This is a genomic window from Rhizobium skierniewicense Ch11 (genome assembly GCF_023757665.1).
In the GTDB taxonomy this organism is placed as follows: domain Bacteria; phylum Pseudomonadota; class Alphaproteobacteria; order Rhizobiales; family Rhizobiaceae; genus Agrobacterium; species Agrobacterium skierniewicense.
The window spans coordinates 444,153-460,620 of sequence record NZ_RXPG01000005.1 but is presented as its reverse complement, the minus strand read 5'-3'; the positions used below and the strand labels follow the sequence as shown (position 1 = coordinate 460,620).

General features: G+C 56.7%; 21 protein-coding genes and 1 tRNA gene. 7 read left to right on the top strand and 15 right to left on the bottom strand.

What is annotated here, in order from left to right; translation table 11 throughout:
• Window positions 1-38 precede the first annotated feature (38 nt).
• From EKM04_RS05655 to EKM04_RS05595, 13 genes are all read right to left on the bottom strand, one after another.
• Window positions 39-491, bottom strand: a complete 453-nt coding sequence (locus tag EKM04_RS05655; protein WP_210290133.1) for a GNAT family N-acetyltransferase — start codon at window positions 489-491, stop codon at window positions 39-41.
• Window positions 488-736: a hypothetical protein gene (locus tag EKM04_RS05650; RefSeq protein WP_183896936.1), complete on the bottom strand. Its 249-nt coding sequence runs from the start codon at window positions 734-736 to the stop codon at window positions 488-490. Before EKM04_RS05650 ends, EKM04_RS05655 begins: the two co-directional genes overlap by 4 nt.
• A 2-nt stretch (window positions 737-738) precedes the next feature.
• Complete coding sequence (locus tag EKM04_RS05645) at window positions 739-2,469, bottom strand: hypothetical protein (RefSeq protein ID WP_183896935.1); 1,731 nt, start codon at window positions 2,467-2,469, stop codon at window positions 739-741.
• A 26-nt stretch (window positions 2,470-2,495) separates the two neighbouring features.
• On the bottom strand, window positions 2,496-2,984 hold the full coding sequence (locus tag EKM04_RS05640) for a hypothetical protein (protein ID WP_183896934.1): 489 nt from the start codon (window positions 2,982-2,984) through the stop codon (window positions 2,496-2,498).
• Complete coding sequence (locus EKM04_RS05635) at window positions 2,985-3,986, bottom strand: hypothetical protein (RefSeq protein ID WP_183896933.1); 1,002 nt, start codon at window positions 3,984-3,986, stop codon at window positions 2,985-2,987.
• Entirely contained in the window at window positions 3,986-4,264 is a 279-nt protein-coding gene (locus EKM04_RS05630; protein WP_210290132.1) for a phage fiber-tail adaptor protein, read from the bottom strand. Before EKM04_RS05630 ends, EKM04_RS05635 begins: the two co-directional genes overlap by 1 nt.
• Window positions 4,261-4,773, bottom strand: a complete 513-nt coding sequence (locus EKM04_RS05625) for a hypothetical protein (protein WP_183896932.1) — start codon at window positions 4,771-4,773, stop codon at window positions 4,261-4,263. Before EKM04_RS05625 ends, EKM04_RS05630 begins: the two co-directional genes overlap by 4 nt.
• Window positions 4,773-5,189: a phage tail fiber protein gene (locus EKM04_RS05620; RefSeq protein ID WP_183896931.1), complete on the bottom strand. Its 417-nt coding sequence runs from the start codon at window positions 5,187-5,189 to the stop codon at window positions 4,773-4,775. The genes EKM04_RS05625 and EKM04_RS05620 overlap by 1 nt, the downstream gene beginning before the upstream one ends.
• Entirely contained in the window at window positions 5,189-5,815 is a 627-nt protein-coding gene (locus tag EKM04_RS05615) for a hypothetical protein (protein ID WP_183896930.1), read from the bottom strand. Before EKM04_RS05615 ends, EKM04_RS05620 begins: the two co-directional genes overlap by 1 nt.
• Complete coding sequence (locus tag EKM04_RS05610; protein ID WP_183896929.1) at window positions 5,815-6,519, bottom strand: phage adaptor protein; 705 nt, start codon at window positions 6,517-6,519, stop codon at window positions 5,815-5,817. The genes EKM04_RS05615 and EKM04_RS05610 overlap by 1 nt, the downstream gene beginning before the upstream one ends.
• A 3-nt stretch (window positions 6,520-6,522) precedes the next feature.
• Complete coding sequence (locus EKM04_RS05605) at window positions 6,523-6,849, bottom strand: hypothetical protein (RefSeq protein WP_183896928.1); 327 nt, start codon at window positions 6,847-6,849, stop codon at window positions 6,523-6,525.
• A 62-nt stretch (window positions 6,850-6,911) separates the two neighbouring features.
• The gene (locus EKM04_RS05600; protein ID WP_183896927.1) at window positions 6,912-7,373 is read right to left on the bottom strand and encodes a hypothetical protein; all 462 of its coding nucleotides are present in this window, start codon (window positions 7,371-7,373) and stop codon (window positions 6,912-6,914) included.
• 78 nt (window positions 7,374-7,451) lie between these two features.
• Window positions 7,452-8,555, bottom strand: coding sequence for a N4-gp56 family major capsid protein (locus tag EKM04_RS05595; protein ID WP_183896926.1), 1,104 nt, complete (start codon window positions 8,553-8,555; stop codon window positions 7,452-7,454).
• Window positions 8,556-8,702: 147 nt separating this feature from the next.
• On the opposite strand from EKM04_RS05595, the gene EKM04_RS05590 reads away from it, so the two are divergent.
• The 3 genes from EKM04_RS05590 (at window position 8,703) to EKM04_RS05580 (ending at window position 10,371) form a co-directional block, all read left to right on the top strand.
• The gene (locus EKM04_RS05590) at window positions 8,703-9,638 is read left to right on the top strand and encodes a glycoside hydrolase family protein (protein ID WP_183896925.1); all 936 of its coding nucleotides are present in this window, start codon (window positions 8,703-8,705) and stop codon (window positions 9,636-9,638) included.
• Window positions 9,639-9,761: 123 nt separating this feature from the next.
• Window positions 9,762-10,031 (top strand): hypothetical protein, encoded by a 270-nt coding sequence (locus EKM04_RS05585; protein ID WP_234910976.1) that lies wholly within the window; start codon window positions 9,762-9,764, stop codon window positions 10,029-10,031.
• Window positions 10,032-10,038: 7 nt separating this feature from the next.
• On the top strand, window positions 10,039-10,371 hold the full coding sequence (locus EKM04_RS05580) for a hypothetical protein (RefSeq protein WP_183896924.1): 333 nt from the start codon (window positions 10,039-10,041) through the stop codon (window positions 10,369-10,371).
• 93 nt (window positions 10,372-10,464) lie between these two features.
• Here EKM04_RS05580 and EKM04_RS05575 read toward each other — a convergent pair whose 3' ends face one another.
• The gene (locus tag EKM04_RS05575; protein WP_183896923.1) at window positions 10,465-11,775 is read right to left on the bottom strand and encodes a tyrosine-type recombinase/integrase; all 1,311 of its coding nucleotides are present in this window, start codon (window positions 11,773-11,775) and stop codon (window positions 10,465-10,467) included.
• Window positions 11,776-11,943: 168 nt separating this feature from the next.
• Window positions 11,944-12,033: transfer RNA gene (locus EKM04_RS05570), tRNA-Ser, on the bottom strand.
• A 260-nt stretch (window positions 12,034-12,293) separates the two neighbouring features.
• Here EKM04_RS05570 and EKM04_RS05565 point away from each other — a divergent pair.
• The 4 genes from EKM04_RS05565 to EKM04_RS05550 all read left to right on the top strand — a co-directional run bounded on the left by EKM04_RS05565 (window position 12,294) and on the right by EKM04_RS05550 (window position 16,420).
• Complete coding sequence (locus tag EKM04_RS05565; RefSeq protein WP_412762981.1) at window positions 12,294-13,352, top strand: septal ring lytic transglycosylase RlpA family protein; 1,059 nt, start codon at window positions 12,294-12,296, stop codon at window positions 13,350-13,352.
• Window positions 13,353-13,526: 174 nt separating this feature from the next.
• A complete protein-coding gene (locus EKM04_RS05560; protein ID WP_183896922.1) occupies window positions 13,527-14,654 on the top strand; it encodes a D-alanyl-D-alanine carboxypeptidase family protein in 1,128 nt (375 codons plus the stop codon).
• A gap of 72 nt (window positions 14,655-14,726) precedes the next feature.
• Window positions 14,727-15,398, top strand: a complete 672-nt coding sequence (gene tmk, locus EKM04_RS05555; RefSeq protein WP_183896921.1) for a dTMP kinase — start codon at window positions 14,727-14,729, stop codon at window positions 15,396-15,398.
• The gene (locus EKM04_RS05550) at window positions 15,395-16,420 is read left to right on the top strand and encodes a DNA polymerase III subunit delta' (protein ID WP_183896920.1); all 1,026 of its coding nucleotides are present in this window, start codon (window positions 15,395-15,397) and stop codon (window positions 16,418-16,420) included. Before tmk ends, EKM04_RS05550 begins: the two co-directional genes overlap by 4 nt.
• Window positions 16,421-16,468 lie beyond the last annotated feature (48 nt).

Sequence of the window (16,468 nt, the reverse complement as noted above, 5' to 3'; positions counted from 1 at the left end):
ATAGTTTGAGAGGTCAGCACTCATGCGCGTTCGGTCTGTTATAGCGCCGCGCGTCCGATTTTTCCAGCGAAGCGTTCAGGCAGCCAGCGGCATTCTTCGCGAAGCATGCCGTAAACAATCAAGTCCTCGCCCTCGTCGCCAGCTTTTCGCATCACGCCTTCGCGCTGAAACCCGAAATGCTCATTGAACCGAATGGCATCGGCGTTGTTCACCGACACAAAAGAATTGAGCCGGGGATAGTTTAGCTGGAGAAACGGGTAGCAGAACACCTTGATAATCAGCTCGCGAGTGATCCATCTGCGGCTGCCATTTGATACGACGGAAACCCAACACCCGCGCGTGGTGAAGGCGTCGAAAATTACAACGCCGTCGATGCCGTTCGCGGATTGGATAGCGATCGCTTTTGCATCGTCGCGGAAGCTCAGTTTGCCACGTCGCGCCGCCAGTGCCACCAGTTCGTCGGTCGGGCCGTAGATGACCTCTTTCATCATCGAATGATCTTACGCTGAATCGACATTGCCACAGAGTTGAGCCGATTTGATATCTCGTTGAGGTCTCTGAGCAGGGAGTTGAAGTCATTCATGGTGGGTGCGGCGGTCAGTGTCTTGGTTTTTACCTGGGCGAGTTGCAGCAGCTCTTGGACGTCCTCGATCCGCACCGCTGCCTTGTCTCTTGCGCCGGCACGGGAGCCGTCGAGGATTTCCACCTTTTCGATGATCTGCTGCTGCGATGCCATCTTTATCCCCGGAGCTCGTTGACGGATGTAGCGAGGGAGATGCTACCGATTGGCAGGTTGGACTGCACCGCGATCTCCCAGCATCGAGCATTCTTCGCAGGGAGGCGACACACAGCGCCCAACTTGTTCGCGGTACCGACAAGCTTTCCGTCCGCAAAAATACTGATGTTGGCAGCGAGTGGCGAGGGCAGGGGCAACATTGCATCGCCGTTGAGTATCATCGACCCGACGACATGCTCGTTGATTGCGGAGTTGAGCAAGCCAGACGCGAACGTCGCTTCGTTGACAGCCGTAATTCGGGCTCTCTCCTCTGCAACGCGTGCAGCGGCTGTCGTATCGCCTATCGAACCTTGATCCACCAGAAGTGCACCAAATGTACCAGGCCTTGGTAACCAATATTCCTTTGATCGCCACGAGTAGCTCTCTGGATAGCCCGCTGGGTCATCGAACCTGTAAACGTTTGCGTCGCCAGTTCGTTTGAAGAAAAGGCCCGAAGATTCGACATCAAAGAAAACCGCATCGGCCGTCTCGCTGGATCGAGCAAGGAAAGGCGCGGCATTTACGTTTATGAATAGGGCGCCCGTAGCGCGCTCGTCATTAAGCGTCACATCATAGAACAACAGGTAGATGTTCCCATGTTGAGCACCGACCGCCGTCTGGGGGGACAACGCCTGCCACTCGTCGCGTCGAAATAACTGTTCTGTCACCAGACTGACTTCACCCGACGCCTTGACCGAAATCAGCCCATCATTACTCGGATAGCAAATAGCAAAACCAAGATCCACGATCCCGCGCGGATTGATGCATGGGAAGTTTGCTTCGAGCTTCACGCTCTGCATCGAATCGGGGTGAGAGCCCGTCATCATGTATGGGTTGGCTTTTGTCATCACCAGAAGTACTGAGCCGATAGAAGCCAAGCCAACGATATCGCTGTCGCAGCTCATGACATACTTCTCGGGCCATGTATGTGGGCGCCATGGCTCACAGAAGTAGACGTCTCTGCCCACAAAAGCAGCCATCATGCCGTTCGGCATCGACGTGATCCCGGTCAGAGCGTCCGGTGGTTCGTCCCAGCCAGCAGAAGGCAAAGCCTCCTGGAAAGCATCAACAGCGATGTTGTCAACGAAGTTCGCAGCGCTGGCTGCCCGTTCTGCGATTAGGTACAAATACGTTCCGCTCGAGCCTGTCTGGGAGCGGTAGATGCGTTGTAGGGTTATGGACCGGCCAGCCGGAGGAGCCTCGATCCCATTCAAAGTGACGGTTTGTCCAGGCTTCCAGTCGATGATGGGACTGCCCGGTGACGGTGCCGTCTCTTCGCCAAAGCTTGTGACGTAGGTATAAACGTAAGTTCGGCTTTGAACGTCTCCGGTGCCGCTTCCAGTTACTGCCGCAACAGCACCGGCGGTGGGTCGAGGAACTTTTAACGGATAGACGGTTCCGCCGACCCGCATCTTCGGGACGCCGTCGCCGGTGAAGTACAGGCGGTCTTGTGCAACTGGCCCTGGTGTCGCGTCCACAATCCCCGGCCAAGAAAGCCAGTTGTTTTGATGGCGGTAGATCGTCCTGTCATCGCCGCCAATCATGCTGCCGGTCTTGAGTGAGCCATTGATTGGGGTGAGGCCGCCATCATCAAGGCGAACGCCGACCGCCTCGGTTGCCGCCGTCTCTGGCAGTAAGCGGGGCAGGATCAGCGGCTTTTCGCCAGCGAATGCCGAGATGACGATTTTTGCCAACGATGCGCTCCTCTGTGCAGAATAAATTAGGCGAGCATCGCCTTAAGCCACATTTCATCGACCTTTTCAGGCGACAATTCGAGCGCTCCAGCGACCATTAAAAGCGTCGGATGGTTACGGTCGAATGTCTGCGCGTCTGCCCATTCGATCTGGGCCTCTTCCTTTTCCAATCCATCAGGCATTGATGCAATGAGCGCTTCGATACCTCCGATGGAAATACCCTCGCGAACAAGTGTAAGACGAAGTTGACGCTTCGTAACGGGCAGGAGCGGCGTGGGTTCTGGAGAAGTCGGCGGCAGTATTTCAAACTTTCCGGCATTATCGACCAACCATTGCCGAGCTGCTGGGCCGACACCGTAAGGATCGTCAGGCCTGCTTCCAAAAGGAGCTCGCATCTGTGAGGTCTCGGGACCTGAAAATTCGATATCGAGCGTGTACGCCTCTGGCTGGTCAGTAGCTCTTACGCTGAAAACATTATGGATAGTCCAGCCATTGAGAGTGATTTCGTTGCTCATCTATCCAATCCTTTGAACAATGCAGTTTCCTGAAGATGGACGGCCCCTTGCCGCCCAAGTACCTGCAATCATGGTGCCCGATGTGCTGAAGTCAGAGGCCGTCCCAGACAGAAACACGTTCATGAACTGGTTTCTTGTAGGTGACGTGCCCACGACAGCAAGCGTCGTTCCAATAGGGAAATTGATGTTGTTAGCATCATTACCTGCATATGGCTTGAGCTGGTTCATGCGATCATCCGCGTAGGCAGCGGCGCGGGTTTCGATACGGGTATTGATGTCGCCTAGCTGAGAAGTCCACATGGATCCGTCTGTGCCCACATAGAACCTGGCTGCGTTTCCGCTTTCGTCCCAAAGGTAGAAAAAACCGTTCTCTCGGACCTGCGTTGCCCATATGCGAACGCTCGGATAATGATGCCGGATCTGCGGATAGTTCTTTTGAACCATCAAATCGCCGGTCATGGTGTCACCGGATTTGGCAACGCGTGCACCCGCCGCGTTGTTGATGGCAGTCTGTTGGGCCGAGGATACAGGCATGTCGGCGGGAGCAGTGTTTGCTACGTTTCCAAGGCCCAAGTTTGCTCTGGCATCGGCAGGGGTACTTGCGCCTGTTCCGCCATCTGCAATCGCCAAATCAGGTATATTACTGATGGTAGTGCCCGAAATGTTGCCACCGGTGAGAGCCACGGCTTCAGCATTCTGCCCAATCATATTTCCGATGGAGCCAGCTGTTAATCGCACGTCAATGCGCGAGCCAGTCGCAAAAGCTTTTGCAGTGGTTGCCTCTTGTGCACGTGTGACTGTGAGCGTTGAGCCATTTCGGGCAGTGACACGAACAATCTCCATGTTCCCGGCCGCATCAATGATCGTTGCGGGGCACCAGTCGCCGGCAGCGAGGACAGGGAACTTGCCAGCATCCGCTCCCTGGACAGCGAGACTGGTTGCCGCTGCCGTGATCGAAGCGCTTAACGACGAAACAGCGTTGTTAGACAGTTTGAGGCCCATCAACGGCACTCCCTGATTTTGATATTGAAACAGAATTGCTTGGTGCGGCCCGCGACCGTGGCAATCGTCAAAGCGACGGTGCCGTTGTCACCATCTTCACCGCCGGAAATCCAAACCTTTGCGACGGTGTCGGAAAAGTCTGTCCGATCAATTTGGGCTGTCGCTCCCTCAATGACGCTCACCGCTGATATGATCCTGTCCTCGGGAGGGAGCCAGCGGACGAAATCGACATCATAGTCGAGCACGTCGGCGGGTTGCTTGGTCATGACGTCGCTCAAGGCATTACCTCCGCGCAGCGCGGTACTTGCATCATGTTTCTCGAAGCGGGCACGGTCATTCGACGGTTCTCGGGGTAGACAAGCGAATGGCGTGCGCGTTCCAGCCTCATGATGCGCTGTTGATCGGTGCGGCGGATGAAGCGCCACGACAGCAGCGCGGCCGCATCGATGCGGACGTCAGTGGAACTGACTGGCGCCACCCGGCGAACCAGCTTCATCGTTGCTGCTACCCCAATCTGAGACGCCATTCGAGACGTCGCACGACGTGCCATTCTGGCGCTGGGGGAAACGGTGATGGTCATGAGTGCCGCGCCGGAGCGTCGGGCCGTCAGCAACATAGTACCTGGTACCGTGATGATCGCTGCGGCAACTGAGACGAGACGACGAATAAGAGACAGCGACGGAGCAACCGAAACGGTCGCAACAGCGGCGCAATCGACGAGGAATGTTCCCGCATTCAAGGGCAGCGCGTTGATCTCAGATCCGTTGACCGATCCCCGACTTTCCATCAGGCCACCGTCACATCAAGGTCGCCGGCATGAATGATGCACTCATCGGTGGGGTTGAGCGTCTTGTTCGCGGTCAGCGCGCCTTGGAAGATCATTTCCCCGCCGTTGGCGGCGGTCCAGATCGCGAAGTGGGTAATAGTGATAGGTGCAGCGCCATTGTGAGCGGGGTACAGCAGCTCGAGCAGGTTTTCAGTAGCTTTGGTCGCCGCGGCCATGAAACCGGTCGCCACAGCGCCACCCTGAGCCGCATCGAGGCGCACGTAATCGGGCCAAGCGGCCAATGTGACCTCAGACGTTCCAGCCACGCCCGGATCTGCTGTGTGGAGCGAAATATAAACGCGGGCAGGGGCGACAAACGCAACGCCGCGCAGGAATAGGTTCAGCAGTGCGTTGGCGGCATAAGTGCTGGCAGGCATTAAAAGTAGCTCCCTTTTGTGCGAGGACGTGCACCTTGCTGGCCCTTGGCAACTTTCATTGGCAGTTTGTCGAGAAATGCGGTGAACTCGCTTTGCAGTACCGTTCCCATTTGAGGGTTAGGTCCGCCGTCATCCGTCGGGAGCATCAGAACGCGAGCCGCAGCGCCTTTGCCTATTTCGGTGCCGTATTTGTCGATGAGAAAATCAGGGAGAGTGGTGGCTTTGCGGGATGGCTTGAGAATGAACCGAACCGATAGCTTGCCGGTATTGGGTGGAACGACTTGGATCGCGCCTGGCTTAATCTGGGTTATGAAGCGCGACGTCGCGCCCGAGTCGTCCGGCTTGTCCCAGCCGGGATAATTGTCATCGAGCCACTCCGGGGTTTCGGGCGTAAGCGTCACCCCATCCAAGTCTGCGGCTTCAATCTTCACAATCTCGGCGTCTGAAATGGTGGACAGGCATTCACCTTCAGCATCGCTGATCGTGATGTGATCGCGTTCGCGCCAAAGATCCACCTTGTCGCAAACATCGCGAGCTGCTTCGCGCAGGTACCGACGCGCAATGGGATCAGAGCAGTTGGGAGCGTGGATTAAAACCTCGGGGAGCAGATCATCGATATCGCGCATCAGCGTCTCCTGTTCGGATTGGCTGACGATTCGGCCTGAACCTTAATGCCAACCGCTGCCGCGAAGGTTTGATAGTGCGACATCGCTTTGGTCGGGTCTCCGGCGATATCGTCTTTCGAGAACGCCTTGTAGAGCACATAATCAAGCAGAGGGACGGAGTAGGGCTCAGGCAAGCCAATCTCAACGTCCCATGCCGCATATGTGGTTTCGTCCTGACCAGCCAGAGGAAGGGCCGGGGCGGGTAGGTAAGATAGGGCTACCTCGACCACGCCATTCCCGTCATTGCCGGGATACGCATAAAACTCTAGCGGCAGGTTCTCGTCAAAGACGACTTGGCGAACTTCCTTGCGGAAGGGCTCATATGCCGGATCGTGCCAGTTCGGTTCCTGCGCGTCCAGAAGCCCTCGAGCGGCGGTGCGGATGGCGCGGCCACCGATACGGGTTGATCCATCGCCGACAAGATTGCGGTTCACGCCGAGCAGCTGGAGCGGTGTCACACCATCGAGCATCGCGGGTAATTCCTGATAGGTGCCTTTGGCAAGCGGGAGGGGCAAAGTACGGGAGGAGGCGGAAGGCTTCGCCAGAACAATGGCTTTCACCGCCTCGTTGAGCCAGTCGGCGAGTTCCGTGAGAGGCCAGCGAGCGTGCTCATCGTCGATAAGAAGGACGCTGGTTCTCCGCAGAATGTCATTCGCCTTGGGCATGCGTTAAGCCTTGGAAGCAGTTTTCTTGGTTGTCGTTTTTGGCTTGACCGGCTCTTGGGCCGCTGTATCACTAGGCTCAGGCTCAGGCTCAGGCTCAGGTTCGACAGGGTCGATACCACCGTTCAGGAACGCAGGGATTTCCTGATCATCATCCGCCTCAGGCGTAAGCGGCACTTCCTGATACACATCCACGTTCAGAAACAGCGACCGATGGAGTACGCTCGCGACCTCGTTGACAAAACGCCCGTGTTCATCGCGATCAAAGCTGTAGGAGACACCGCCGAGTGTCTGGATCGTGTGGCCGGTCTTGCATTCGATTAGAGTTTTCATTGCCCACTCCTTTAAAGAAAAGGGGGCTTGCCGCCCCCTCATGTGTCACGCGGCCCGGAGGGTTACTCGGTGGACAGAAAAACTGTCAGCCCGATCTGACCCGCCGCGAAGGTGGCCGCTGCCGTGGTAAACTTGATACCGATGGAGCGATCGATGTTGGAAGGCGTGGTGCGGTAGGCCGACTTGAGCGTCGGGCGAGCCACTGCACCGGTCTGAGCTGCGTTTGCGCCGGAGAAGAACTCCGCACCGCATGTGCGGGCAGGGTTTTCATCGCTGAACCCGCCACTCATGATGCCCACGTCAAGCAACATCGTGGGTGCGCCGTTTGTGTCCAGATCGTCCGAGTCGAGAACGATGTCTACGACGCGGCAATTCGATGGGATGCAAGCCAGCTCGAGAATGTCACCGGCAGCAGGAGCGTTTGCCACTTGGTGGGAGAAGCGAATAGCGACAGCTTCACCGGCGTTGGAGGGGTAAGACAGGGCTTCGGTGCCCTTGGCGTATTTGCTCTGAATGAGCGCCATATCGAAAGTCCTTTGACATTGGATGGTCGCGTAGACCGCTGAAGAGGGAGGTTAGCCCGGACTTAGCCGGGCTTGCCCTTATGCTGCGTTGTTCGGGTCTTTCGCGGCGGTGTCGACAGAGATCACACCGTAATCGCGACCATTGAACCGTGTCTTCTTCACGCCAGCGATGACGCCAGACGCAACAACCGGCTCATTGCCGTGATCCTTGGTTTCTTCGGTCCATGTGTAGCGGAAGCCGCCTGCTGAGCCGAACGCGATAACGCCAGCCTGTCGGCCCATGAACAAGGCGCGGCCCGCCTGGACGTTTTGATCTGCACCGTAATCCTTGAAGCGGATCGCCCACTCGTGGCTGTGAAGTACGGTGTTGTTGATCATGCCGAGGCCACCCTTGAAGATTGGGTTTGCCTTGCCTTCCGCCGTTGCCGCGGCTTTCTGGATCTCGAGCCAGCCGCCAGCATCGTTGGTGCGCAGATCGTGTTCCTGATAAGGGCTCATGACCATGACGTAGTGGGCTTCACCATTGATCTGGATCGGCATCATGTTCGCGTTCTTGGGGTCTTTGGCAGACATCATGCGTGCCTTGACCTGAGCGCGCTCGATCAGCGAGCGGGACATGATGTCCGTCGCATCAATAGTCGCCTTGGAGTTCGCGTCGCCGCCATAGAGGATGTGGTCGTTGTCGGGCGCTTCGATTGGGTTTTCGGCATGGCCGGTCCATTCGACGGTTTCGATGAAGTCCTCATTGATGCCACGCGAACCGGACAGGTAGATGAAAACCATCTGGTCGTTGAACTTGGACCAGTAATCGGAGAGACGGTTCTTGCCGATCTGGCGCATGTTGTGTGCGGTGCGCTTACGGCTCATCTTGCCGCCAGCAGACACGCCGTGGCGCATCTGGTCGATCTTCAGCTGATCGCTGGCGAAGCGAAGGCTTTCTTCTTTGCCCTCGAGGCGAGCGTCGCCATAGGTGGGCTTGTTGCGAAGCTGAACCGACAGGTCGTACGTGATCGTGTCGCCCGCTTCCGATTCCAGATCGGTAAGGCGCTGGATCGCGTATTCGTCGGAGGTGCCGATGAATTTGCGGTCGAAATAGCTCTTCTTGGTAATGTCAATGAAAAGCCCGCCAGACCACTTCTTCTGGGCTTTCGGATCGCCAAAGGCAACCACGGTCTTGGTCATGAGTGCATGTCTCCGGTTAAGGTGGATCAGCACTCATGCGCATTCCCTTTCTAATTACTGGAAATGCTGGATTGTTGCAACACGTGACGCGTGATATTGAAGGACATCGATAGCGCATGAGTGCTGCCCTTGTTTCGGAGCGCACTCATGACACCGTCAATCACTTCAACATCGCCAAAAGGCAGGGCTTTCACGCGTGGTCACGAAGGTAACCCGCTGACATGCTATTTGGATCCAGTCCGCGTACCAACAATCGGAACTGGGTTCACGATGGGCAGTCCGTCGGTACGGCGTGAACTTGCAAAAATCGGCATCACAAAGCTGGTGCCTGGTAAGACAAAAATCACCGCAGAGCAGTCCGATACGATTTTCGCCGCTGTTCTCGCCAGTGAGTTTGAACCCGCTGCGGTCAACAATTCCCCAACGAACCGTAAGCAGCACGAACTGGACGCGTCTGTCTCAGCAATTTTCAATCTCGGCACGGGCGCGATGGATTGGGAATGGGCGAAGCTGTGGCGCGCGGGAAAAACCAAAGCCGCAGCCGATTACCTTGGCAGCCACTATAACACGGCCAAGGGGAAGAAACTGGCTGGTCTTGTCCGTCGCCGGAAGGAAGAGGCGTTATTGTTCGAACTGGGCATCTACACCGGTGTCGGCGAGGGCGTGCCTCGCGTCGCCATTGATGCCGCTCCGAAGCGTCCCGACGACGTGGTGAAGGAAGCTCAAACCATTCTTTCTGCGAAGGGCTTCAATCCCGGCGCTATTGATGGCTGGATGGGTGAGAAAACCGCTGCCGCCGTGAAAGCCTACCAGTCCGCCCACCCGCACCTTGTCGCAGACGGCGTGATCGGCTCGGCTACGCTCGCCCAGCTCCGCCGCGACGCTGTTGCAACCAAGGAAGCGGTGCAAGGCGGCGCGAGCTCTCTTCTCGGGTCTGGCGCTGCTGCCTGGTCAATGGGTCTCCCTTGGGGCTGGATCGCTATCTTCGTCGCTATCTCCGTTCTTGGCGTCATTGCTTACCGCAAGCGTGACGTGATCGCCCGACGGATCAACACGCTCTTTGGCCGCGAGGTTGCTGTCTGATGACACGCGTCGGCGTCTACCTCCTTTTAGGATTGGCGGCGGCAAGTTTTGTCACCGCCGCCGTCATCATGATCGACCGTAACGCGACAGAACGCGCGATAGTCAAAACGGAAAGGCAAAACAATGCGGCTGGGAATGGTGCGGACGGCGCTCGTGATCGGTTTGACGATTGCGCTAGCGGGATGTGGGATTTCGGGGCCGGGAAATGTCTCGGGCCTGCGCCGCGTGGTCGGAACTGATTTGATCGGCGCCCGCGGGGCCACCCCTGCGGACCAGCGAAAGATTGACAGGACAGTTGTCGGCATATGCGCCGGCGGCGTCTGGACGCGCCAAGAGTGCGCGAGGCATGGCAACGGTGGGGCGAGAGCTGCTACCCGCGCCGTGCAGGAGTGAAGCGAAAATGAGTTTTTGGGAATGGCTTAGTTCGAACGAGGGAAAGGTCGCCCTCGCTGGTATTGCCGGATCTGCCGTTTCCGTTGCGATGGAGTGGACTGGTCCGTGGGCCAGTCTTCGCAAGTTTTTCGTCGGTGGCGTTGCGGCCTATTACCTTAGTCCGTTGGGAACCATCTTCTTCCAGTGGGCATTTGGTAAACTGAGCGTACCTGAAGAGCAATCTGCAAGCGTGGGCGGGTTTATAGTCGGAATCGGCGGGATCATCATCGTTGAGATTATCCTGAAGGCGTTTCGCCTCCGCCACGCGGAGATCGGGAGAAGCCGGCATGATGCGACCTAGAGCACGAAACATCAAAGAGGCTGCCAAGCCGCAAGGTAAAGTCGTCGCTGTGGCAAGCATCATATTGGTCGCATGGTTGCTATGCCTGCACCTTTAGGCGACGCGCTTCGCCTTTTTCAGCTTTGTGACCCGAGCCCCCGTTTCCAGTTTGCTGTTTACTACCCTGATCGGTCCCATAAGAAGTTGAGCCGCTGACGGAGCTCCGGTCAAAATAAGGTCCGCATACTCTTGAGCGATTTCACGTCTCCGCTGGGCGTGCTGTGCACGGTTATATGCGCCTTCGACTGCATCTTTCGGTTTGTGAGCAAGCATGAGATCAATGATCTTCGATTCCTGCGGGAGCCTTTCATTCATGATCGATGAAAATGAGGCCCGGAAGCCATGAGGAACGTGCCGGGAGTGATAGCCCGCCCGGTTCAGCATGTACCCCATGGTGTTGGTGGACATTGGCTGTCGTGGCTTCCTGAGGTTTGGAAAGACGAAGGGAAACCTGCCGTTCACGCGCCTGAGGACGTCGATCAGTTCCATCGCCTGCGTACACAGGGGAACGTGATGGTCGTAAGCCTCCTCATTCTTGAGGCGCTTCTTCAATTTCATCCGAGCCGCGGGGATTATCCAGACGGGGTTCTCCGGGTCGAGCTCGTCAAATTCGCTCCATGGAGTTTCAGCAAGAACACCTGGTCGAACTGCCGTCAACGCCAGCAGACGAATTGCCAGCTTGTTGTAACCTCGCCCAGGGGTGTTGTTAACGTCCGCTAGGATCTGCCTCACGCCCTGCAGAGTGATGATCGATGGTTGCCGCCCTTTCTCGAGCGGGGCGAGCGCGCCTTCGACAACTGCCGAAGGATCGGTGTCGGCGCGACCGGACGAGATTGCATAAACGAAGACAGCGGAAATCCGCTGCCGGAGGCGCTTTGCTGTTTCCACAGCGCCACGCTTTTCAACAAGCCGTAAAACCCCTAAAATCGTAGGGGCATCTATGCTTCTGATAGGCAGGTCACCCAACAGAGGAAAGACGTCTCTTTTGAGCGTCGTCAACACCTCTGCGGCGTGCCGATCGGTCCAAGTCGGTTTGGTGTGTTCATGCCATTCCTCGGCCAGCGCCTGGAACGTTTCGCCGGCCTGCTTTCGACCAATGACTTTCTCGAGCTTCTTCAGCGCGGATGGGTCTTTCCCATCCTTCAAGAGCTTGCGGGCGTCATCCCTGAGTCGTCGCGCGTCCACGAGAGACACGTCGGGATATGAGCCTAGGACTAGAAGCTTTTCCTTGTCAGCGAAGTAGTAGCGATACCGCCAGCTCTTTGACCCGGATGTGGCGACAAAGAGATGTAGGCCATTGGTGTCTGCAAGCTTGTAAGCTTTATCTCTGGCTTTTGCTTTTTTGATCGCTGTGTCTGTCAGCACGCTTGTTCTCGCTGTACCCGCATTTCAATTTGAAAGTACCCGCAACCGTACCCGCTTTTTCATGGGATTGTATGAAAAGCGGTAGGAACGAATGGGAACAGAGAAACCTAAAAATGGTTACTGCGCAAGACAAAAACGGAACATATAGGAACGTATGCGAAACATACGTGGCAGATGGGGTGGGATTCGAACCCACGGTACGCTCTCACGCACGCCGGTTTTCAAGACCGGTTCCTTAAACCACTCGGACACCCATCCACGTTATGCGTGTCGCTTTATATCGGTTTGCGTCATGCCGTCAATCCGTTCAGGTAGGCATTTTAGCGCCTCTAATGTCGACGGCGCGTTAACTCTTGGCTAACCACGTTCGTTACAATTTTATCGAAATCGCATTCAACGTTCGCAATTTCGCCATGTTGCGGGCAAGATTAGGCGCCTGTTAGGTGCTTCGATGTCAGAGGGCGTGATGATCGAGGTGTGTAGGGCTGCTGCGGAGGCGGCCCATAGTGATACGGGGCATGGATTTGAAATCTGCTGTAATGAAAGTCGGTGTGAGCGCTAAGTGGCTCGGCATTGCCGTTCTGTGCGCGGCAACGGCATCCTGTTCCACGACGTCGGAAACCAAGCCGAAGCAGAAACGCAGCAAGGAATACTTCTCCGAGTCCGAGTATGGCGTGAAAGCAAGTCCGCGCGTTGCGGATGGCGCGAATATTCCCAAGGGCGGCGGGCGGTTCCTGGTGGGTAATGCCTACACGGTCAAGGGTCGTCGCTATTTTCCCAAGGAAGAGCAGAACTACGACAAGTCAGGTCTCGCATCCTGGTACGGCTCCGCATTTCACGGTCGTCTGACGGCCAACGGCGAAGCCTATGATAAAGAACACCTCTCCGCTGCCCATCCGACATTTCCTCTGCCCAGCTATGCCCGCGTTACGAATCTGAAGAATGGCTCTTCGGTTGTCGTTCGCGTCAACGACCGCGGCCCGTTCCATGAGGGGCGTCTGATCGACGTTTCGAGCAAGACGGCAGATCTCCTGGATATGAAGGCGACCGGTACAGCCAGTGTCCGCGTCCAGTATGTGGGCCGCGCGCCGTTGGATGGTCATGATATGCCTTATTTGATGGCGTCTTACGTTCCGAAGGGCGCTCGCGGCCCCGGCATCAATCCTGAAGGACAGATCGCAAGTGGCGTGATGGTGGCGTCCGCGTCATCGTCGAACCTTCCTATCCCAAACAGCCCTGCATATGGCGGTTCCGCACAGATGGCGCTGGTCGGCTCGAAGAAGAGCCAGGCGCTTCAGGCCATGCCGCTGGTCGATGGCCCTGCACCCGTGGTGGGGCAGGGCGGTGAGCAATTCGTCGTATTGCCCGAATATGGTCCTATCCTGAACGAGCGACCTGAAGGCAACTTCTTGCGCGCGCCGACACCATCAGGCCGGTTCGCTTCAGCCTATTCGGAAGAAACCGCATCGGTCTCCAAGGCGGCAAGTGCCTTCGATAAGGTTCTTGTCAACAAAGGCGGCCTGAACGAGCAATCCATCATTGCTTTTGTGAAAAACAGACAGGGTAATGATCGCTGATCTTTACCCTTTGGTCTTGTCTCGCGCATAATCTCACGCCCTGCGTATGATTCCTCCGGTATCGGCCACAAGCGGATGCTGGTGTGTTATGACGTTATGCAGGCATTCTGATACAAGTGATGGCGGGCTCGTGTTTTGAAGCGCACATTTAACCGATATTTGAAAGCTTTTCTGATGTCAGCGTCCCTGCTGGGGGCAAGCGTCTGCACGCTCCATGCACAGTCCGGCGGGCTGGCTGTGAAAGCGCAGCAGGCCTATATGATCGATGCCGAAACCGGCACGGTTTTGCTAGCCATCAATGAAAACACACCATTTGCGCCGGCGTCACTCGCCAAGCTTATGACGGTTGAAGTGGTCATGGATGCTCTGAGCAAGAACAAGGTCAGTGCCGATACGGGCTACCCCGTCTCGGAATATGCCTGGCGGACGGGTGGTGCGCCTTCTCGCACCTCCACCATGTTTGCAGCGCTCAAATCCACCGTCAGCATCAACGACCTGCTCACAGGCATCATCGTCCAAAACGCGAATGACGGCTGCCTTGTCGTTGCCGAAGGGTTGGCCGGATCGGACGAGGCCTTTGCCAAACGCATGACGGATCACGCCACTGCGCTCGGCCTGACAGGCAGTTCCTTTGCCAATTCGACCGGCCTTCCCGATAAGGTCAGCAAGACAACAGCGCGTGACATGGTGGTGTTGGCCAAACATGTTCACGACACCTACGCGGATCGTTACGGACTTTTTGCCAAGCCCGATTTTGAGTGGAACCGCATTTTTCAGCGCAACAAGAATTCTCTCCTCGGAAATGGTATCGACGGGTTGGGGCTGGGCTTTGCAGAAGGGCAGGGATTTTCTGCAGTCGTGTCGGCCGAACGTGATGGTCGTCGCATCTATCTGACGCTTGCGGGTCTGGCTGACGATAAAACACGGCAAGAGGAAGCCCGCCGCGTCGTTGAATGGGGACTGACGGCTTTTCAAAAGCGCAATCTTTTCCAAAAGGACGAGATCGTCGGCAATATCGGCGTTTACGGTGGTTCAACGAGTGCCGTTTCCCTGACGGTCCGCGAGGAGGTGAGTGTTCTCGTTCCCATCAACAATCCCGATCGTCTGTCGGGAAGGATCGTCTATAACTGGCCTTTGAACGCTCCATTGGACACGGGCTACAACGCCGCGACGCTGAAGATTTTTTCCGGAGAAAAACTGCTCCGTGACGTGCCGCTCTATACCACGGCTGCTGTTGAAAAAGGGACGCTGACCCAGAATGCCGCGGGCGCGCTTAAGGAACTGCTTCTCTTTTGGCTGTGACTTAACCGTTTCGCAACGGTTCCGCATGGGTTAAAGACGATACGGCGTAACCGCTGAAATCAGGAAAAGACATTGCCCGAAAACACCGGATTGTTCATCAGTTTCGAAGGCGGCGAGGGTGCTGGAAAATCCACGCAGATTAAAATTCTGGCTGAAACCTTGCGTGAGCGCGGGTTTGAGGTCATCGTCACGCGTGAGCCCGGAGGCTCGCCTGGTGCCGAAGCAGTGCGGCATGTGCTGCTATCAGGTGCTGCCGAGCCTTTCGGCGTGCGTATGGAGGCTATGCTGTTTGCTGCAGCCCGCAATGACCATGTCGAAGAGGTCATTCGTCCAGCTTTGGGGAAAGGAGCCGTCGTGTTGTGCGACCGATTTCTGGATTCCTCGCGTGTCTACCAGGGAACCACCGGGAACCTTGAACCTGAATTTATCGAGACGCTGCAACGGATTGCCATCGACGGAACAATGCCGGATTTGACATTGATCTTCGACATTCCTGCCGCCGCTGGCCTGGCCCGTGCGCGCAAGCGTGCAGACGATGGCGCGACACCGGACCGCTTCGAAAAGGAAGAGCTTGAAACGCACGAGAAGCGCCGCGAAGCCTATCTCGACATAGCGCTCAACGAGCCACGTCGCTGTCGCACGGTCAATGCCGATCAGCCGCAGGACAAGGTGACGGCGGATGTGCTTTCGCTGGTCGAGCCGCTTCTTGAAAAGATCAAAGCTCGCACGGACGTCACGCAATGAGTGAGGGTCAGGGCGTTCTGGACGGGGCTATTGCGCCGCAGGAAAACACGAAACTGTTCGGCCATCAGGAGGCGGAACAATTTCTGGCACAGTCCTATCGTTCCGGCAAAGGCCACCATGCCATTCTGATCGAAGGACCCGAGGGGATCGGCAAGGCAACGCTCGCTTTCCGTTTCGCCAACCACGTCCTCTCTCATCCGGACCCGTTGGCTGCCCCGGAAACCATTGCCGATCCTGACACGGCTTCCATGGTCAGCCGTCAGATATCCTCCGGCGCATCGCACAATCTGCTACATCTCACGCGTCCGGTCGATGAAAAGACCGGCAAGGTGAAATCCGCAATTACCGTGGATGAGGTTCGCAGGGCAGGGCATTTCTTCTCCCAGACCTCAGGCACGGGAAACTGGCGCATCGTTATCATCGATCCCGCTGACGACCTCAATCGAAACGCTGCCAATGCCATTTTGAAAATACTCGAAGAGCCACCGAAACGTGCGATGTTTCTGGTGCTTTCCCACGCGCCAGGCAAGCTTTTGCCCACCATCCGGTCACGTTGCATGCCGCTGCGTCTGCTACCTTTGCAGAACAATGACATGGAGAGGGCGCTGCAAAACCTGGGCCTGACCATGTCGGCCGACAAACGCGATTCTCTGCTGGATGCGTCCAAGGGCAGCGTTTCCCAAGCGCTGAAACTTCTCAATTACGGCGGCTCGGATATCGTCGACGTCTTCGGTGAAGTCATGGCGGCAGCGGGGCCGTCTGCGCGCAGGCAGATGCACAAGTTGGCCGACGTTCTGGCGCAGAAAGACGGTGATATCGTCCTCGGCTTCTTCATGGAACACGCCACCGAGACCTTGATGGAGCGGGCGAGGGCGGCCGCTATTGCAGGCGATCTTAATGCTGCGGAACGTCACGCACGTCTTTCGTCGTCGCTTTCAGAACGAATCACCATTGCCCAGGCGTATAATCTGGACAAGAAGCAGATGGTCCTTTCCATTCTGGAAGACATGCGCGCGGTTTGAACCCATCCTTTTTGTACGGCTTTTGCTTTCGCTTGTGCGAACAATAGG